General features: G+C 65.4%; 16 protein-coding genes. 9 read left to right on the top strand and 7 right to left on the bottom strand.

Annotated elements, in window-relative coordinates; translation table 11 throughout:
• The first annotated feature begins 173 nt into the window (after positions 1 to 173).
• The 3 genes from PCA20602_RS21460 (at position 174) to PCA20602_RS21445 (ending at position 3,508) form a co-directional block, all read left to right on the top strand.
• Positions 174 to 1,637 (top strand): cytochrome ubiquinol oxidase subunit I, encoded by a 1,464-nt coding sequence (locus PCA20602_RS21460; protein ID WP_150722921.1) that lies wholly within the window; start codon positions 174 to 176, stop codon positions 1,635 to 1,637.
• A 102-nt stretch (positions 1,638 to 1,739) separates the two neighbouring features.
• On the top strand, positions 1,740 to 2,738 hold the full coding sequence (gene cydB / locus PCA20602_RS21455; RefSeq protein ID WP_150722920.1) for a cytochrome d ubiquinol oxidase subunit II: 999 nt from the start codon (positions 1,740 to 1,742) through the stop codon (positions 2,736 to 2,738).
• A 197-nt stretch (positions 2,739 to 2,935) separates the two neighbouring features.
• Entirely contained in the window at positions 2,936 to 3,508 is a 573-nt protein-coding gene (locus tag PCA20602_RS21445) for a YbhB/YbcL family Raf kinase inhibitor-like protein (RefSeq protein ID WP_150722918.1), read from the top strand.
• Between the two features lie 208 nt (positions 3,509 to 3,716).
• Here PCA20602_RS21445 and folE read toward each other — a convergent pair whose 3' ends face one another.
• Positions 3,717 to 4,283: a GTP cyclohydrolase I FolE gene (gene folE, locus PCA20602_RS21440; protein ID WP_150722917.1), complete on the bottom strand. Its 567-nt coding sequence runs from the start codon at positions 4,281 to 4,283 to the stop codon at positions 3,717 to 3,719.
• A 251-nt stretch (positions 4,284 to 4,534) separates the two neighbouring features.
• Here folE and PCA20602_RS21435 point away from each other — a divergent pair, with 251 nt between their 5' ends.
• From PCA20602_RS21435 to PCA20602_RS21420, 4 genes are read left to right on the top strand one after another with little or no spacing between them, the layout of a single operon-like run.
• Entirely contained in the window at positions 4,535 to 5,509 is a 975-nt protein-coding gene (locus PCA20602_RS21435) for an HlyD family secretion protein (protein ID WP_150722916.1), read from the top strand.
• Positions 5,506 to 6,549, top strand: coding sequence for an ABC transporter ATP-binding protein (locus PCA20602_RS21430; protein WP_150722915.1), 1,044 nt, complete (start codon positions 5,506 to 5,508; stop codon positions 6,547 to 6,549). The genes PCA20602_RS21435 and PCA20602_RS21430 overlap by 4 nt, the downstream gene beginning before the upstream one ends.
• Positions 6,546 to 7,688 carry an ABC transporter permease gene (locus PCA20602_RS21425; protein ID WP_069341326.1) on the top strand — a complete coding sequence of 381 codons (1,143 nt, stop codon included), beginning with the start codon at positions 6,546 to 6,548 and terminating at the stop codon, positions 7,686 to 7,688. The genes PCA20602_RS21430 and PCA20602_RS21425 overlap by 4 nt, the downstream gene beginning before the upstream one ends.
• Before the next feature lie 7 nt (positions 7,689 to 7,695).
• Positions 7,696 to 9,282 carry an efflux transporter outer membrane subunit gene (locus tag PCA20602_RS21420; protein WP_246182276.1) on the top strand — a complete coding sequence of 529 codons (1,587 nt, stop codon included), beginning with the start codon at positions 7,696 to 7,698 and terminating at the stop codon, positions 9,280 to 9,282.
• Here PCA20602_RS21420 and PCA20602_RS21415 read toward each other — a convergent pair.
• Positions 9,254 to 10,225 carry a LysR family transcriptional regulator gene (locus PCA20602_RS21415; RefSeq protein WP_150722914.1) on the bottom strand — a complete coding sequence of 324 codons (972 nt, stop codon included), beginning with the start codon at positions 10,223 to 10,225 and terminating at the stop codon, positions 9,254 to 9,256. The genes PCA20602_RS21420 and PCA20602_RS21415 overlap by 29 nt on opposite strands.
• Positions 10,226 to 10,371: 146 nt before the next feature.
• Between PCA20602_RS21415 and PCA20602_RS21410 the strand changes: the two genes are divergently transcribed.
• The gene (locus tag PCA20602_RS21410) at positions 10,372 to 10,791 is read left to right on the top strand and encodes a VOC family protein (RefSeq protein ID WP_150722913.1); all 420 of its coding nucleotides are present in this window, start codon (positions 10,372 to 10,374) and stop codon (positions 10,789 to 10,791) included.
• 140 nt (positions 10,792 to 10,931) lie between these two features.
• Positions 10,932 to 11,636 carry a fumarylacetoacetate hydrolase family protein gene (locus PCA20602_RS21405; RefSeq protein WP_150722912.1) on the top strand — a complete coding sequence of 235 codons (705 nt, stop codon included), beginning with the start codon at positions 10,932 to 10,934 and terminating at the stop codon, positions 11,634 to 11,636.
• A gap of 892 nt (positions 11,637 to 12,528) precedes the next feature.
• Here the strand turns inward: PCA20602_RS21405 and glpK are convergent.
• The 5 genes from glpK to PCA20602_RS25740 all read right to left on the bottom strand — a co-directional run bounded on the left by glpK (position 12,529) and on the right by PCA20602_RS25740 (position 17,683).
• Complete coding sequence (glpK, locus tag PCA20602_RS21400) at positions 12,529 to 14,031, bottom strand: glycerol kinase GlpK (protein WP_150722911.1); 1,503 nt, start codon at positions 14,029 to 14,031, stop codon at positions 12,529 to 12,531.
• A 93-nt stretch (positions 14,032 to 14,124) separates the two neighbouring features.
• Entirely contained in the window at positions 14,125 to 15,663 is a 1,539-nt protein-coding gene (glpD, locus tag PCA20602_RS21395; protein ID WP_150723008.1) for a glycerol-3-phosphate dehydrogenase, read from the bottom strand.
• A 264-nt stretch (positions 15,664 to 15,927) separates the two neighbouring features.
• Entirely contained in the window at positions 15,928 to 16,779 is an 852-nt protein-coding gene (locus tag PCA20602_RS21390) for a DeoR/GlpR family DNA-binding transcription regulator (protein WP_246182275.1), read from the bottom strand.
• Positions 16,780 to 16,966: 187 nt separating this feature from the next.
• Positions 16,967 to 17,473 (bottom strand): hypothetical protein, encoded by a 507-nt coding sequence (locus tag PCA20602_RS21385; protein ID WP_150722910.1) that lies wholly within the window; start codon positions 17,471 to 17,473, stop codon positions 16,967 to 16,969.
• Positions 17,474 to 17,536: 63 nt separating this feature from the next.
• Positions 17,537 to 17,683 (bottom strand): hypothetical protein, encoded by a 147-nt coding sequence (locus PCA20602_RS25740; RefSeq protein ID WP_174981405.1) that lies wholly within the window; start codon positions 17,681 to 17,683, stop codon positions 17,537 to 17,539.
• Positions 17,684 to 17,977 lie beyond the last annotated feature (294 nt).

Raw genomic sequence — 17,977 nt, 5'->3', positions numbered from 1 at the left:
CATACAAATAGCGCAAATTCGGTCGATGGCAGATCCCGCGTCAATGCGCCACATGTGACGACTTGTCACGCGTGCTGCGACGCAGCAACGTCTAATATGCATGCAAACAAGTGGTGAAATCACAAGATTATCACCATACAAGACAGGGTTTAATTGCATACATAGAGCGCAACATGACTGCCGTTCCGGATGCCCTCGACCTCGCACGCCTGCAATTCGCGTTCACGGTCTCGTTTCACATCATTTTCCCCGCCGTCTCCATCGGTCTGGCGAGCTTCATCGCCGTACTCGAAGGGCTCTGGCTCAAGACACGTCAGCAGCACTATCTCGATCTGTGCCGCTTCTGGTCGAAGGCGTTCGCCGTGTGTTTCGGCATGGGCGTGGTCTCCGGCGTGGTGATGGCCTATCAGTTCGGTACGAACTGGTCGGGCTTCTCCAGCTTCGCCGGCGCGGTCACGGGACCGCTGCTCACTTATGAAGTGATGACCGCGTTCTTCCTCGAAGCCGGGTTCCTCGGCATCATGCTGTTCGGCTGGCATCGCGTGAGTCCGCGCGCACACTTCGCCGCCACGCTCTGCGTGGCCATCGGCACGCTGATCTCGACGTTCTGGATTCTCGCGTCGAACAGCTGGATGCAAACGCCGCAGGGATACGAGATCGTCGACGGACGCGTGGTCGTACTGTCGTGGTGGGACGTGATCTTCAACCCCTCTTTCCCGTATCGACTCGCGCATATGAGCATTGCCGCGTTCGTGGTGGCTGCGCTCGTCGTGGCGGGCACCGGCGCGTGGCACCTGCTGCGCGGGCGTCGCGACCCGGCCGTCAAGACGATGTTCTCGATGGCGATGTGGTTGCTGCTCATCTTCGCGCCGCTGCAAGCTTTCGTCGGCGATCTGCACGGGCTCAATACCCGTGAGCATCAACCGGCGAAGATCGCCGCCATCGAAGGCCTCTGGGAGACAAAGACCGGCGGCACGCCGCTCAACCTTTTCGGCTGGCCCGACATGAAGGCCGAGACCACGCGTTACGCGATCGAAGTGCCGCATCTGGGGAGCCTGATCCTCACGCATAGCTGGGACGGCGAGATTCGCGGCCTGAAGGAATTCCCGAAAGACGAGCGCCCCAACGTGCCGCTGGTGTTCTGGAGCTTCCGCATCATGGTCGGTCTGGGTCTGGCGATGATCGGCGCGGCGCTCGCGGCACTGTGGCTGCGCCGTCGCGGCACGCTCTACGCCTCGCGCAACTTCGCCCGCGTGATGCTGCTGCTCTCGCCGACCGGCTTCATTGCGCTGCTCGCCGGATGGGTCACGACCGAAGCAGGACGTCAGCCCTGGGTCGTGTACGGCGTGATGCGCACGGCGAACGCCATGTCGCCGGTGAGCGCGCAACAGGTACAGGTGTCGCTGCTGGTGCTCGTGCTCGCCTACTTCCTCGTGTTCGGCACGGGCGTGTATTACCTGCTGAAAATTCTGCGCGGCGGACCGGTCGGGGCTGACGTGACGCCGCCCCCGAACCGCGCGCCGGACGCCTCGGCGGGCGCATCGCATACCAATGACGTCCACCACGGGCCGCAGGCGATTCCGGCCATGTCGGGGCTGTCAGGACGCATTGACACCGACAGCGCGCACGCGACCTGATCGTCGTCGGTTGCAACGACACGCGCTCATACCGACACGCCCCGACACACTTCGAACCGCATCGGCACGCTTCGACACTTACCGGACATAGCGAGACTTCTCATGGATCTGACCCTGGCGTGGGCCGCCATCATCGCGCTCGGCCTTTTTCTCTACGTGGTGCTCGACGGTTTCGACCTCGGCATCGGCATCCTCTTCCCGTTCTTCCCCGACGCGCGTGAGCGCGACACGATGATGAATTCTGTCGCCCCCGTCTGGGATGGCAACGAGACGTGGCTCGTGCTCGGCGGCGCCGGTCTGCTCGCGGCGTTCCCGATGGTCTACTCGGTACTGCTCTCCGCGCTGTATCTGCCGCTCGTGCTCATGCTCGTGTGTCTGATCTTCCGCGGCGTGGCCTTCGAGATTCGCGGCAAGTCGCGTCGCACGCGGCAGTGGTGGGACCTCGCGTTCATCGGCGGTTCGGCAGGGGCGACGTTCTTCCAGGGCGTGGCCCTCGGCGCCTACCTGTCGGGCATTCCCGTCGAGCACGGACAGTTTGCCGGCGATGCCTTCGCGTGGGTCACGGCGTTCAATCTGTTCACCGGTCTCGGATTGCTCGTCACGTATGCCCTGCTCGGCGCGTGCTGGCTGATCGGCAAGACCGAGGGCGATCTGCAACGTCGTCTGCGCGTGCTCGCGTGGCCGTTGACGATCGCGCTCGTCGCCACCATGGCCATCGTCTCGTTGTGGACGCCGCTGCGCTTGCCGCTCGTGGCCGAACGCTGGTTCGACGGCCAATGGTTCTGGCGATGCCTGCCGGTGCCGTTCGTCGTCGCGGGTGCCACGCTGGCCATGCGTCGCGTGCTGCAACGCGCGCACGACGCCACGCCGTTCTGGCTCGCGATCGGTCTCGTGTTTCTCGGCTACAGCGGTTTGCTCATCAGCGCGTACCCGTACGCGATTCTGCCGGGCATCACGCTGTGGGACGCCGCCGCGCCGCACTCCAGTCTCTCGTTCACGATGTGGGGCGCGGCCTTCATCATTCCTGTGATCCTCGCCTACACGATGCTGGCGTACTGGGTCTTTCGCGGCAAGGTGGCACACGATGCGCACTATCACTGATCTCGTACGTCCCGGGGTGCGCCGCCAACGCGAGCGCGACGGCACAAACACCCCTGACATGACTCGCCCGGCGTGGCAGCTCATGTGGATTCGCTGGGGATGGTTCGTGGCGCTCTGGTGCGCGGGTGTGGCGGGCACGGCCCTGCTTGCACTACCATTCAAACTCATCATTGCAACTGCCAAATAGGAGCCAGCTTATGAATCGGCTTTCATCCCCGAACGTGACGCGCATTGCAGGGGCCGCGGCCATGGCCGTCACCCTGCTTGCCGGATTCGCCGGCACGGCACGTGCGGAAGGCATGAGCGTTTCATCCAGTGCATTTACCGACAGCGCCCTGCTGCCTGCGATTCACGCTGGCCTCGACGCCTGCGGCGGCGAGAACAAGAGCCCGCCGCTCGAATGGAAGAACCTGCCGCAGGGTACGCGCAGCGTGGTCATCAAGATGACCGATCCGGATGGCGCGAAGGGTGGCGGTGTCGTTCACTGGATTGCCTACAACATCCCTGCATCGATGACGTCGCTGCCCGCCGGCGCTGGCGAGAAAACCGGCCCGAACATCACGGTCGGCAAGAACATCACCGGTTCCGAGGCCTATCGCGGCGCCTGCCCGCCGGTCGGCGACACGCCGCATCACTACATCATCACGGTGACGGCGACCGATATCGCCCCGGGCGATCTGCCTGCCGGGCTCGACGCCAACGGCCTTGCAGCCAGGCTCGCCGGTCACACGCTGAACGGCTCGACGATCGTGGCGCGCTACGGTCGCTGAGGTTGCTGAAGTCACGGGTGACGTGACGTCGACCGGGAAACCTTGCCGGTCGAGCCCTCGATGCGAACGCGACGCCTCAAAAGAAAACGCCAGCGGCATCCACCGCTGGCGTTTCTCGTTTCAGAGCGTCACGATTTAAACGTGTAAATCGAACACGTCAGTCGAACACGTCAGTCGAACGCGCAGAAAGGCGCGAGCCGCTGCGCGATCACTTGTCCCGAGCGAGGGCGAGGAATTCCGTGCGCAGCGCCAGATTCGGCTGCAACTCGCCGAGCATCGACGACGTCACCGTTTCCTCACCGGCCGTGCGAATGCCACGGCTTTCCATGCACATGTGACGGCATGACACCACCACGCCGACCGCCTTCGGTTGCAGATGCGTCATCAGCGCTTCGGCGACTTGCGTCGTCAACCGCTCCTGCACTTGCAGACGACGCGCGAAGCAATCGACCAGACGCGTGAGCTTCGACAGGCCGACGATCTTGCCGTTGGGCAGATAGCCGATCGTCGCCTTGCCGAAGAACGGTGCGAGGTGATGCTCGCAATGGCTGTAGACGGGAATACCGCGCACCACGATCAATTCGTTGTATTGCTCGGCGCCGTCTTCGAAGACCTTGAGCACCTCGGCCGGGTCCTGGTCATAGCCGGCCGTCCATTGACGCCATGCCTTCTGTACACGCGCCGGCGTTTCGTGCAGGCCGGGGCGGTTCGGGTCTTCGCCGATGTGTTTGAGGAATCGCTTCCAGTCGTTTTCGTCGAACGTGTCGTGAGACATATCAATCAAGCTCCGTTGCATTGGATCCGGGGCGCTGCGCCAACACCGCTCGCGCCTCCCCGCGCCGCCGGACATGTGCGCACAATAACAGAGAGTCTCATCGCACGCCGAAAGCCACCTTGACAGGCATGCCCTTTGCGTCGACCTGATGCCGACCTGATGCCCACTTTATGCCGAGCCAGTCCCGATTGCCTCGCCTCTCGCTTTTGCGCTAAGGTGGCGGCGGACACCCGCAACGCACGAGGCGCGCCATGTCGGCAACCCCACGCATGTGCACTAACGCGATGACCCTTGCTGCCGTGGCGACGCTCGCCCTGCTGGCAGGCTGCGGCGACGGCGGCACCAAGCCGTGGCAGGGCTACGTCGAGGGCGAATTCGTCTATGTCGCCTCCTCGCAGGCCGGCACCTTGCAGACGCTTTCCGTCGCGCGCGGCCAACAGGTCAAAGCGGGCGACGCCCTTTTCGATCTCGAAGCCACCTTCGAGATCGCCGCACAGGCCCACGCCCGCGAAACGCTCGCGAGTGCCCAAGCCCAGTTGCGCGATCTCGGCACCGGCAAACGCCCCGACGAGATTGCCGTCTCGGCCGCGCAACTCCAGCAGGCGATTGCCGGGCGCGACAAGGCCGTCACCCAGTTCGACCGCGATCAGGCGCAGTACGCCGCCGGTGGCATCTCGCGCGAGCAGCTCGACGCCAGCCGTGCCGATGCCCGCAGCACCACAGCACGAGTCCAGGAGTTGCAAAGCAGTCTGGCCGTCGCCCGGCTGCCCGGGCGCGAGGCGCAGCGTCAGTCACAGGCCGCGCAGGTCGACGTGGCGCGGGCGTCGCTGGCGCAGGCCGACTGGCAACTCGCGCAGAAACACGCGGTAGCCAACGCCCCGGGGCGCGTGTACGACACGATGTATCGCGTGGGCGAGTGGGTCGCGGCAGGCAGTCCCGTCGTGCGGCTTCTGCCGCCCGCCAACATCAAGGTCCGGTTCTTCGTGCCGCAAGCCGCGCTCGGCGACCTGCATGCCGGTCAGACGGTGCATATCGCTTGCGACGGCTGCGGCGCGGGCGTCGACGCCCGTATCAGCTACGTCGCCAATCAGGCGGAATACACGCCGCCCGTCATCTACAGCAACGACACGCGCGACAAGCTCGTCTACATGATCGAGGCGCATCCGGCCCCGGCCGACGCGATCAAGCTCAACCCCGGGCAGCCGGTGCAGGTGAGTCGTCGATGACCGGCCTCGCCGCCTCGACGCGCGACGGGGCCCCGACGTCCGGCGAAGGCGCCGACGGCGCGCGCAACGGGCATGACATCCACGATAGCCACGACAGCCACGACAGCCCCAACGAACTCGCCATCGACGTGCGTGGACTGAACAAGCACTTCGGTGACAAGCACGTCGTCAAGGACCTGTCGATGCAGGTCCGGCGCGGCGAGATCTTCGGCTTTCTCGGACCGAACGGCAGCGGCAAGACCACCTGCATTCGCATGATGTGCGGCCTGCTCACGCCCGACTCCGGCAGCGGCACGTGTCTGGGCTTCGACATCGTGCGCGAGAGTGCGCAGATCAAGCGGCACGTCGGCTACATGACGCAGCGCTTCTCCTATTGGGAAGACCTGACGATTCGCGAGAACCTCGATTTCGTCGCCCGCGTGTACGGCATGCCGAACCGCAAGGACACCGTCGAGCAGGCCATCGAACGGCTCGGCCTCAAAGCGCGCGCCAATCAACTCACGGGCTCGCTCTCGGGCGGATGGAAACAGCGGCTGGCGCTGGCGGCGTGCATGCTGCACGAGCCGCAGGTCCTGCTGCTCGACGAGCCGACCGCCGGGGTGGACCCGACCGCCCGTCGCGACTTCTGGGAAGAACTGCACGAGCTGGCCGCACGCGGCATTTCGGTACTGGTCAGCACCCATTACATGGACGAAGCCGAGCGCTGCCACAAGCTCGCCTACATCTCGTACGGCGAATTGCTGGCACAAGGCTCGGCGGCGGAAGTCATCGAAAGCCAGCACCTGTCGACGTGGACCGTGCATGGCGACGATCTCGTCGATCTCGCCCGGGAACTGCGCGAGCAACCCGCCGTGGCGCAAACGGTCGCATTCGGCAGCGCCCTGCACGTGAGCGGCACGGATGCCGACGCGCTGGGCAAACTGCTTCGCGATCTGGCCGACACGCGCGGCCTTCGCGTAACGCCCATCGACACGAGTCTGGAAGACGTGTTCATCTATCTGATGAGCCACGCCAGGGACAACTTCGGAGACGGGACGTGAGCGCGCCGCTCGGGTTCTCCATCGCCCGCTGGTGGAGCATCGTCTGCAAGGAATTCCTGCAACTGCGGCGCGACCGGGTGACGTTCGCCATGATCGTCGCCGTGCCGCTCGTGCAACTGACGCTCTTCGGCTTCGCCATCAATACCGATCCGAAGCACATGCCCACCGCCGTGCTGATGCACGACGACAGCGAGTTCACCCGCAGCTTCGTCGCTGCAATGGAGCACTCCGAATACTTCCGCCTCACGGAAACGCTGTCGAGCGAAGAGGCGGGCCGCGCTGCGTTGGCACAGGGCCGCGTGCAGTTCGTGCTCAATATCCCGACCGATTTCACGCGACGGTTGTTGCGTGGCGAGCGCCCCGCCCTGCTCGTCGAAGCCGATGCCACCGACCCGATGGCGATGGCCTCCGCGCTCGGTGCACTACCCGCGATCGCGCAGTCCGTCGCGCAGAAGGACCTGACCGGACCACTGGCCGGGCTGGCAGGCGGGCAGAGTGCGTTCGACGTGCAGGTGCACCGTCTGTACAACGCCGAGGGCATCACGCAGTACAACATCATTCCCGGCCTGATGGGCGTGATCCTCACCATGACGCTCGCGATGATGACCGGGCTGGCGATCGTGCGCGAACGTGAGCGCGGCACCATGGAGAATCTGCTCGCGACACCGGTGCTGCCCATCGAAGTGATGACGGGCAAGATCGTGCCGTACATCGCCATCGGTCTGATTCAGGCGAGCATCATCCTGATCGCGGCGCGCTTCGTGTTTCACGTGCCGTTCGAGGGCAGCGTGATCGCCATCTATCTGTCGGCGCTCGTCTTCATCGCCGCCAACCTGACGGTCGGTATCGCGCTCTCGTCGTTCGCGCAGAACCAGTTGCAGGCGATGCAGCTCACCGTGTTCTACTTTCTGCCGAACATGCTGCTGTCCGGCTTCATGTTTCCGTTTCGCGGCATGCCTGCGTGGGCGCAGGCGATCGGCAACGTGCTGCCGCTGACGTATTTCAACCGGCTCATCCGCGGCATTCTGCTCAAGGGCAACGGTTGGGCGGACGCCTGGCACGATCTGTGGCCGCTGCTCGTTTTCTGCGCCGTGCTCATGACGGTGGCCGTCAGATTCTATAAACGCACGCTCGACTGAACCGCCTATGCGAGCCGCCCGCCACGCGCTTTCGCGCCTCACCTCTTGCCCACCGACGCTCGCCATGATGGGCGGGCTGATCGTGGTGTGCGCGCTCGCCGCTGCGCTGTCGGGCTGCGCCGTCGGCCCCGATTTCCACACGCCCGACACCCCGGCCGTCGCGCGATACACGACCGGCGCACAGCCCGATACGACCTCGGGTACGTTGAACCTTGATGCACCGCAAGGTCAACGTCAGACGCTCACGACCGATGCCGACGTGCCCTCCGCCTGGTGGACACGCTTCGGCTCGGCCGAACTGAACGCGCTCGTCGCGCAGGCGCTCGACGACAGTCCGACACTGCGACAGGCCGAAGCCAAGCTGCGGCAGGCGCAGGAGGACTATCGCGCGCAGGCGGGCGCGCGGCTCTTGCCATCGGCCGATCTGAAACTCTCGGGCACGCGCGAGCAGGTCGACCTCGCGTCGTTCGGTATTACCAGCGTGCCCAGCCCCGGGCCGTTCACGCTGTACAACGCCAGTGTGGACGTGTCTTACACGCTCGATGTCTTCGGCGGCAATCGCCGTGCGCTCGAAGGGCTGGCCGCGCAAGTCGACTATCAACGCTTCGAACTCGACGCGGCACGGCTCTCGCTCGCCGGCAATGTCGTCACCGCCGCGCTGCGTCAGGCCAGCGCTCGCGCGCAACTCGCCGCGCTCGAAGGCATGCTCGTCGCACAACGCCGGCAGCTCGACATAACACGCTCGCGTGAGCGCGTCGGAGGCGTGGCAACGCTCGACGTCCAGAATCAGGCTGCGCTGGTCGCGCAAACGGAAGCGCAATTACCGGGGCTTCGTTTGCAGATATCGCAATACGATCATCAGTTGGCACGTTGGGTCGGTCAGGCGCCCGGCGCCTTCACATCGCCAGCCATCGACATCACCTCGCTGCAATTGCCGCAGACGGTGCCGGTCTCGCTACCGTCGACGCTGGCTCAACGGCGGCCCGACATCCAGGCCGCGCAGGCACTGCTGCATAAAGCGAGTGCCGATGTCGGCGTGGCGACGGCGAACCTGTATCCGCAATTCACCCTGACGGGCAGCTTCGGCACCCAGCGCATGCGCACGGCCGATCTGGGCGATGGCATCAACATCTGGAACCTCGGCATGAACCTGCTGCAACCGCTCTTTCGCGGCGGCGAGCTACGTGCCCAGCGACGCTCGGCCATCGCCGCGTACGATGCGGCACTCGCTTCGTATCGGGACACGGTGCTGCTGGGCCTCGCGCAAGTAGCGGACGCGATGCGCGCCCTCGAAGCCGACGCGGACAAGCTCACCGCACAGGCCGACGCCGCGCAGCGCGCCGAGAACGCGTACCGAATCTCAAGCGAGCGTTACCGTGTCGGGGGCATCAGCCATCTGGCATTGCTGGACGCCCAGCGTCAGGCACTCGATGCGCTCCGAGCGCGGCTGGACACGCAAGGCGCGCGGCTGGTGGACACCGCTGCGCTGTGGCAAGCGCTGGGAGGCGCGACGATGGCGTCATCGGCAGGGAACGGCGATGTCACACCCCGCACCGCCGACGACGTCAGCCCTGCGAATCCGCCTCGTCGCTAAGACATTTCATCAACGTACCCACGGGCGCACGCTTGAGCGCCGACTGACGCACCAGCACCCCAAGCTCGCGCGTGAGCGGCGCGCCTGACAGCGGCAGCACCTGCACGCCCGATGCCGCTTTAGCGGCTTTGGCGACGTTGTCGGGCTCGTTGGCACTGCGGCCCCGCAGCGCGCCACGAGCGGGCGCACCCGACGCCTTCGCGTCGACCGGCAGACCGATGAGCGTGGCCGGCACGATGGACCATCCGAGTCCCGCGCGCACCATGCGCAGAATCACTTCGGGCTCGTCGAGCTCCACGCCCTCACGCACCCACAGCCGGTGACGTCGCAAGTACCGGTCGACGAGATCGCCACCGTAGGAGCGCCGGTTGTAGCGCACGAACGGCAGCGCCGACGCCCAGTCGGCGACGTCTCCGCGCGTGCCCTTCGGCGCAATCGCAACGTACGGCTCGTGCATGAGCGTGAGCCACTTCATGTCGGCCGGCACCCCGATGCGCGGACGGATCATCACCGCCAGATCGAGCTCCTTGGCGTCGAGTTGCGCGAGCAGTTGCACCGACATGCCGGGCACGATGTTCAGATGCGGCATGGCGCCAAGCGCGGTCCAGCGCTGTACCGCACCGGGCAAGAGACCGAGCTGCACCGTGAGGATCGCACCGACGTGGATGGGCGCGAGCGCCGCCAGCCCGCCCTGCGCCCCGGCGTCCCCACGCATCGCCTGATAGCCCGCAATCACGCCTTGCGCCTGCGCCAGCAGACGTCGCCCGTCGTCCGAGAGCGACACGGCGCGCCCGGTGCGCTCGAACAGTTGCACGCCAAGGTCGTCTTCGAGACGCTGGATCTGGGCGCTCACGGCCGATTGCGTCAGCCCGAGACGCGCGCCGGCCGCCGAGAACGACGCGGTTTCGGCAGCCGTGACGAAGGTTTTCAGGTAGCGGATCATGGATCGAAAATTTCTATGCTGAGCGGTCGAATTATTCGTTTCTGATTATTTTTATCGATGGATAGAATTTACAGCAAATCGACGCACCCATCGCGATACGCGCTATGCACGACGTCGTTCAACCCCACATTGCACCGGAGTCCCCTATGGCCACGCCTCTTTTCCATCTCGCCTTTCCCGTCCACGATCTCGCTGCGGCCCGCCAGTTCTACGGTGACGTGATGGGCTGTGCCGAGGGCCGGAGCTCGGATCACTGGATCGACTTCGACTTCTTCGGCCATCAACTGGTCGCGCACCTGTCGCCGGACGACGCCGGCAAGCGCATCACCAACCCGGTGGACGGCGACGACGTCCCCGTCCCGCATTTCGGCGTTATCCTTGACATGCCTGCATGGCACGCGCTCGCCGACCGGCTGCGCGCGGCGGGCACGCGCTTCGTGATCGAGCCGCATATCCGTTTCGCCGGGCAAGTCGGCGAGCAGGCGACGCTGTTCTTCTACGACCCGTCGGGTAACGCGCTGGAGTTCAAGGCGTTCGCCGACATGTCGCAGGTGTTCGCCAAGTAACCGCGAGTCAGCGGCCAGGCCGTGGACCGGCGCGTCGGTCAGGCCATCCGAATTCCCGACGTCGTCACCGGGCTTGTCCCGGACGACGTCGGTTTGTGTTTGTTGTTGGTATGCGTCTCACATCGTTCGAGAGTCTTCTCATGAGCCAATTCGTTATTTCAGCCCCGCCCCAGGCGTCGGTCTCTGTGGCCGGCAGCGACGCCCGCTTCCCCGTGCGCCGCGTGTTTTGCGTCGGCCGTAACTACGCCGCACACGCCCGCGAGATGGGCAGCAACCCGGACCGTGAACCGCCGTTCTTCTTCATGAAGCCGGCCGACGCCGTCGTGCCCGCCGAGGGCACGCTGCCCTATCCGCCGCTCACGAGCGAGCTGCATCACGAGATCGAACTGGTTGTCGCCATCGGCGCCGACGGCGAGAACGTGGATGCGGGCGATGCGCTGTCGCTGGTGTGGGGCTATGGCGTGGGCGTGGACCTGACCCGTCGCGATCTGCAACAGCAGGCCAAGGACACGCGTCGGCCGTGGGACTGGGGCAAGGCGTTCGACGCCTCGGCACCGTGCGGCCCGCTGCACGCCGTGGCCGACGTCGGTCATCCGAACGAAGGCCGCGTGTGGCTCGACGTGAACGGTGAGAACCGTCAGACGGGCGACCTCAACGAACTGATCTGGTCGGTGCCCGACCTGATCGCCGAGATCTCGCGCAGCGTGAAGCTCGCAGCCGGCGATCTGATCTTCACCGGCACGCCCGCCGGCGTCGGTCCGCTCGAACCGGGCGACAAGGTGAGCGCCGGCGTCGCCGGCGTGGGCGAGATCGCCTTCACCGTCGGCCAGAAACCGGCCGCCTGAGCGAGCCCCGTCAGGGGTTGCCTGACGTGACGGCAAGGATATCCACAGCAACTGTTGATAACCCTTTGCATAAGTCCCCTGCCGGCGGCGCAATCGCCCGCCGGCATTGACTGTCAAGTGCATTGCCTAATTTGCCGTCACGCGCGTCTTCACTCGCTTCTTCATGCATCGCCTCACCATCGCTCATTGACGCAACGCCGTCGTCTCCCCATGCACCGCTGCCTCGCGTGAAACATTTGCCGCACGCGTGCCTTCCGGTCGTTCAATCCTGAAACGTTTTTCGCTGCACAGCGCAAATTTCGCCACCGTGCTCGTCGAACTTCTCTGACGATTCAATAGGTTGCGAGCATTGGCATGCTTCTCGCATTAATGAGGTGGCAAGCCGTCCGCCCCCGGGGAAGTCTCTTCGCCAGGCCGACTGCCTCGGGAATCACGCCATGCACGCCACATGGCCCCGGCACGCCCGATGCCTATCCCTCGCCGGGAGCGCCCCGGGTGCGGACGGATTTGCACCAGAGACCGACGGCGCGTGAAGCGTCAGATGTCAAAGACGCCGCGCCGGCCGGTCGGATCGGACAAGGGAATCGAATCAGGGAGAGGATCATGCAAATGCGCCGCACCGGGCCTTGCGCCCTAAGTCCCTGCGTCAGATCGCTCGCACCGGCGAGCCCGGCCAAGTCGGCCCGTCGTCATCCGCGCGAGCGGTGTGCAAGCTGGCGACACCGTCGGCACGAAGCCGCTGGCGATCGCCGTCATGTCGCGCCCGGTCGGGCGCTGCGCTGAAGCCACACTTCGGCGAGGCGACGCCGTCCGGTGACTTCAGCGCGTGGCTGTCGTCGGCATGGCGCACGGCAGCCGGTCGGCACGTTTTCTGCCCGCTATCAGATATCCATCAGCTATCTTCGGCCCACGCCTTGGCCGCGCGCACCGCGCGTTGCCAACCGCCGACCGCACGCTCGACCTCCTGCTCGGACAGCTTGCGCGAGAAGCGCTGCTGCAACTGCCACTGGCGCTGCAACGTGTCGATGTCGGGCCAATAGCCTACGGCCAGTCCCGCGAGGTAGGCCGCACCGGCGGCCGTCGTCTCGATCACCTTCGGACGCACGACATCCGCCCCCAGCAGATCAGCCTGCCACTGCATGAGCAGATCGTTGGCCGCTGCGCCGCCGTCCACTCGCAACTCCGACACATGCAGACCGGCATCGGCCTCCATGGCGCGCAGCACGTCGAGTGTCTGGAAAGCGATGCTGTCGAGCGCGGCGCGGGCCACATGGGCTGCCGTGGTGCCGCGCGTGGCGCCGAACAGTGTGCCGCGCGCGTGCGGCTGCCAGTGGGGTGCGCCGAGTCCGGCAAACGCGGGCACGAGCACGACGCCGTCGGCATCGGGCACGCTCGTCGCCAGCGCTTCGACATCGCGCGAGTGACGAATGATGCCCAGTCCGTCGCGTAACCATTGCACGACCGCACCGCCGATGAAGATGCTGCCTTCGAGCGCGTAGTCCACCCGGTTGCCGATCTTCCACGCGACCGTGGTGAGCAGGTTATGGCTCGACGCCTGCGGCTTGTCGCCGGTGTTCATGACCATGAAACAGCCCGTGCCGTAGGTGTTCTTCACCATGCCGGGCGAGAGACACATCTGACCGAACAACGCGGCCTGCTGATCGCCCGCAATGCCGGCGATCGGCACCGGCGCAGAGAACAGCGGCGTGGCCGTATGCCCGTAGACTTCGCTCGACGAGCGCACCTCCGGCAGCATGCTGCGCGGCACGTCGAGCAACGCGAGGAGTTCGTCGTCCCATTCGAGCGAGTGGATGTTGAAGAGCATGGTGCGCGAGGCGTTCGACACATCCGTCACATGCAGCTTGCCGCCCGTGAGGTGCCACACCAGCCAGCTATCGACCGTACCGAAGGCGAGATGGCCCGCCTCGGCCGCCTCGCGCGCGCCGTCGACATGATCGAGAATCCAGCGGATCTTGCTGCCCGAGAAGTAGGAGTCGATGCGTAGACCGGTGCGACTCGCGACCAGCGCTTCGTTGCCTTGCGCACGAAGCTGCTCGCAGAAGTCCGCCATACGACGGTCTTGCCACACGATGGCGTTGTACACCGGCTCGCCCGTGCGGCGATCCCAGACAATCGTGGTCTCGCGTTGATTCGTAATGCCGATGGCCGCGATGTCGCTGCCGGCCACACCGGCGTGCGTCAACGCCTCGGCGGCGACACCGGCCTGCGTCGACCAGATTTCGCGCGGGTCGTGCTCGACCCAGCCGGGATGCGGATAGATCTGACGAAATTCCTTCTGTGCGATCGCTACCACATGACCGTCGCGATCGAACAGTAGCGCTCGCGAACTCGTGGTGCCCTGATCGAACGCGAGGATGTACGCGCCTCCTGACATTGTCTTCGTCTCCTTGATGCGATGGCGGCCGCACTGGACGGCGGCCGCTCTTTGCTTTGTGTGGCGCTCAGGTCACCACTTGGGCCAACGCGCTCAGGCGGCCATGGCCAGATGCTGCTCGAACCATTGGGCCACGCTGGCCTCGCCTTCCTTGCCGACGTGCAAGCCGAGTTTGGTCCGGCGCCACAACACGTCCTGTGCAGTGCGCGCCCATTCGTATTGCACCAGATAGCGCAGTTCGGCCTCGTACAGATCGCCGCAGATGCGCTGCCCCAGACCGTCGAGCGAATTCGCATCGCCCACGAGCACGTGCGTGCGTGTGCCATACGTGTGGGCGTAGCGCTGCGCGAGCGACGCCGGCAGCCACGGCATCTGTGCACGCAGCGACGTCTCGAACACGCCGGCGTCCGGTTCGGCCATGTCGCCGCCCGGCAGCGGTGCGCCGGCCGTCCAGTCGCCGTGCGTAAAGCCCAGCGCGCCATGAAGATGCGACATCGCCTCTTCCGCGAGACGACGATAGGTCGTGATCTTGCCGCCGAACACCGACAGCAGTGGTGCGCGCGTGCCGGGGGCATCGAGTTCGAGCTTGTAATCCCGCGTCACCGCCGACGGATTGGCGACGTCCTCCTCCATCAGCGGACGCACGCCCGCGTACGTCCAAACGACATCGGCCGGCGTAATCGCCTTCGTGAAGTACTCGCTGGCCGACTTGCAGAGGTAGTCGATCTCGTCGTCGTTGATCGCCACCGTTGCGGGGTCACCGAGATATTCGAGATCGGTCGTGCCGATGAGCGTGAAATCGCGCTCGTAAGGAATCGCGAAAATGATGCGCTTGTCGGGATTCTGGAAGATGTACGCGTGGTCGTGATCGAACAGCTTGCGCGTCACGATGTGGCTGCCCTTGACGTTGCGGATACGATGCGTCGCCTCCTGACGCAGCACGTCGCCCAGCAGGTGACCGACCCACGGTCCGGCCGCGTTGACGATGGCGCGCGCACGCACGGTCTGACGCTCGCCCGCCGTCGTCTCGAGATGCGCCGTCCAGGAGTGTTCGCCACGCTCGGCGCCGGTCAGACGCGTGCGCGTGAGCACCGTTGCGCCTCGCTCGGCGGCATCCTGCGCGTTGAGCACCACAAGGCGTGCGTCCTGCACCCAGCCGTCGGAGTACACGAACCCGCGCGTCAGATCGCGACGCAGCGGCACGCCTGCCGGATGCTGACGCAGATCGATGCCGCGCGAACCGGGGAGAATCTCGCGTCGCGCGAGGTGGTCGTAGAGGAACAGGCCCGCGCGAATCATCCAGGCCGGGCGCAGATTCGGCATGTGCGGCATGACGAAACGCAGCGGCCACATGATGTGGGGCGCGGCGCGCAGCAGCACTTCGCGCTCCTGCAACGCTTTGCGCACCAGCCCGAACTCGTAGTACTCGAGATAGCGCAGGCCACCGTGGATCAGCTTGGTACTGGCCGACGACGTATGCGACGCCAGATCGTCCTGCTCGACGAGCAACACGCGCAGGCCGCGACCGGCGGCGTCGCGGGCGATGCCCGTACCGTTGATGCCGCCCCCCACGACCAGCAGGTCATACGGGGCGGCAGGCGCAGCGGCTGCGGAAGATGTCGTGGAGGCCAGTCCGTTCACGGCTGGGGATTGCGCGGGTGTCTGCACGTCGTCACTCCCAATATCGGGGGCAAATCAGGGAAAAGGTCGAACGGGTTCACGAAAGCTCGGAATGTTAGAAATGTTCGGAATTTTCGCAAACGCTCTGAAAATGTTCGTTTTCGAACATCAACATTCGAATTCTAACAGATCACGCCACATGAGTTTCGAATTCGCACATTTCAACGTCCCGATGTGGGCGTTCGCACATTCGTCATCGCACGCGTCCGGGCGGCGTCAGTCCGCCACGTGGACCCGCGTTCCGGCCTCGGCAATCACCGCCTCCATGCCTGCCGGGACCGGGCGGTCGGTGAACAACGCATCGACTTGCGAAAGATGGCCGAGCCGCACGAGCGCCGGACGTCCGAACTTGCTGTGATCGGCGGCCAGAAACACCGTACGGGACTGCGCGATGATCGCTTCGGCCACCCGCACTTCGCGGTAGTCGAAATCGCGCAACGTCCCGTCGGCGTCAATGGCGGAGATCCCCACGATGCCGAAGTCGACCTTGAACTGACGAATGAAATCGAGCGTGGCCTCGCCCGTCACGCCTTGATCGCGTGCGCGCACCACGCCGCCGGTGATGATGACCTCGGCGTCGGCGTAGTTGCTCATCATCGCCGCCACGTGCAGGTTGTTGGTGATGACACGCAGACCACGATGGCGCGACAACGCTCGCGCCACGGCTTCCGTGGTGGTGCCCAGATTGATGAAGAGGGAGGCGTGATCGGGAATTTGCTCGGCGAGACGCACCGCGATGCGACGCTTTTCGTCGGCCAGTTGCGTCTGACGGGCGTCGTACGCGTCGTTCTCCGCGCCGCCGGGCAAGCCGACGCCCCCGTGGTAGCGCCGCACCCACTTGCGTTCGGCCAGGAAATTGATGTCGCGGCGGATGGTTTGCGGCGTGACGTCGAAGCGCGCCGCCAGTTCGTCGACGGTCAGGAAGCCATCGCGGCGAACCGCGTCGAAAAGCGATTGCTGGCGCGGGTTGAGCGACGCCTGTGTCGCATCACCCGTCGCAGCAGGGCCTTCGGGGATGTCGAGGGCATCGACAGGGTCGGCGGATTCGACAGATTCGGTAGAGGACATCGGCACGCACACAGGTAATAGCCTTCGCGCCGCCCGACCGGCCGCGCGTTCGCCGTCATGATACTCCGCCGTTGTATGACGTCGCGGTGACAACAGCATGGCAGCCGGGCCGACGCCGCCACCGCCCGATGACGCGACGGCGTCTGCGCGAGCCTGAATTGGTCCCTGCGAAGACGCCGGGAAGCCCTCAGAGGCACTGACGCACGGCGTCGGCCAGCGATTGCGGGCCCGTCGAGCCGAGGTAGAGCGACCCTTCGCTGCCCGGCTTGCGCGGGGCGAGGTCGAGAATGGCGAGAATGCCGTCGTCCTGAGACGAGAGTTCGAGCGTCTGTCCCACACCCGCCTTGACCCGCTGCAAACGGGCGTAGGGCAGTTGCTTCTTCCAGAGACGCGCGGTGCAGGCGCTCACGCGCGGGAAAGTCTTCTTCGACGATCCCTGCCAGACGGCGCCATTGGCGCGCGCATCGCTGATCGTGTCGCGATAGGCAGGCAACGTCTCGACTTTTACGTTTTCCGGTGCGACGTCGGCGACGCTGCCCACCGGCGGATCGTCAGGCTTGGCCGCGACCGGCGCGGTCTGCGCGCACCCGGCGAGCAGCACCGCCAGCGCCAGACTTGCGAGGCTCGCCGCCCGCACGACACCGCGCTGCGCATCGCGCACCGTGCCGAAATTCGTGTTGATGCCCCGGTTCATGGCCCCGCTCCACACTTGCAAATCGTTGCCGCACGCGTCGCGTCAACTGGCAGTCTCCGGCTGTCACGGCAGGCCGGGCGAAATCTTGACGTCATGCAGGATCTGGTCGAGGCGCGCCATCTCCGGCAGCCACGGGATGTCTTGATGCATCCGTGCCGGGCCGCCACGCGCGCCGTCTTGTTCATTGATGTTGACCGGCTTGTTGTTCACTCACGCGCACGCCCGTTTCACGCGCCAGTTTCGCAAACGAATCTGCGAAACCTGCGGCCTGTCGGGTGACGCATTGCCGATTGGCGCTCATCTTACTCGTGTTATTCATAGCATGGCAATTCGCGCAATGCGCGCCGGCCCGAATCGCGTATATTGGCGGTTTCTGTCACACTGCGTCGCACCGCTTCGCGTCCCATCCAGCAGCGAAGCCAGCGTGCGACCCCGCCCGCCGGACTACGGACTCACCGTCCTGCCGGTACGCCATAAGCGATAACAACAAGCGGGCCGCGTCTT

The sequence above is a fragment of the Pandoraea capi genome (genome assembly GCF_902459735.1).
GTDB lineage: Bacteria > Pseudomonadota > Gammaproteobacteria > Burkholderiales > Burkholderiaceae > Pandoraea > Pandoraea capi.
The sequence above is the reverse complement of the archived record's forward strand: the minus strand, read 5'-3'. Positions and strand labels throughout refer to the sequence as shown.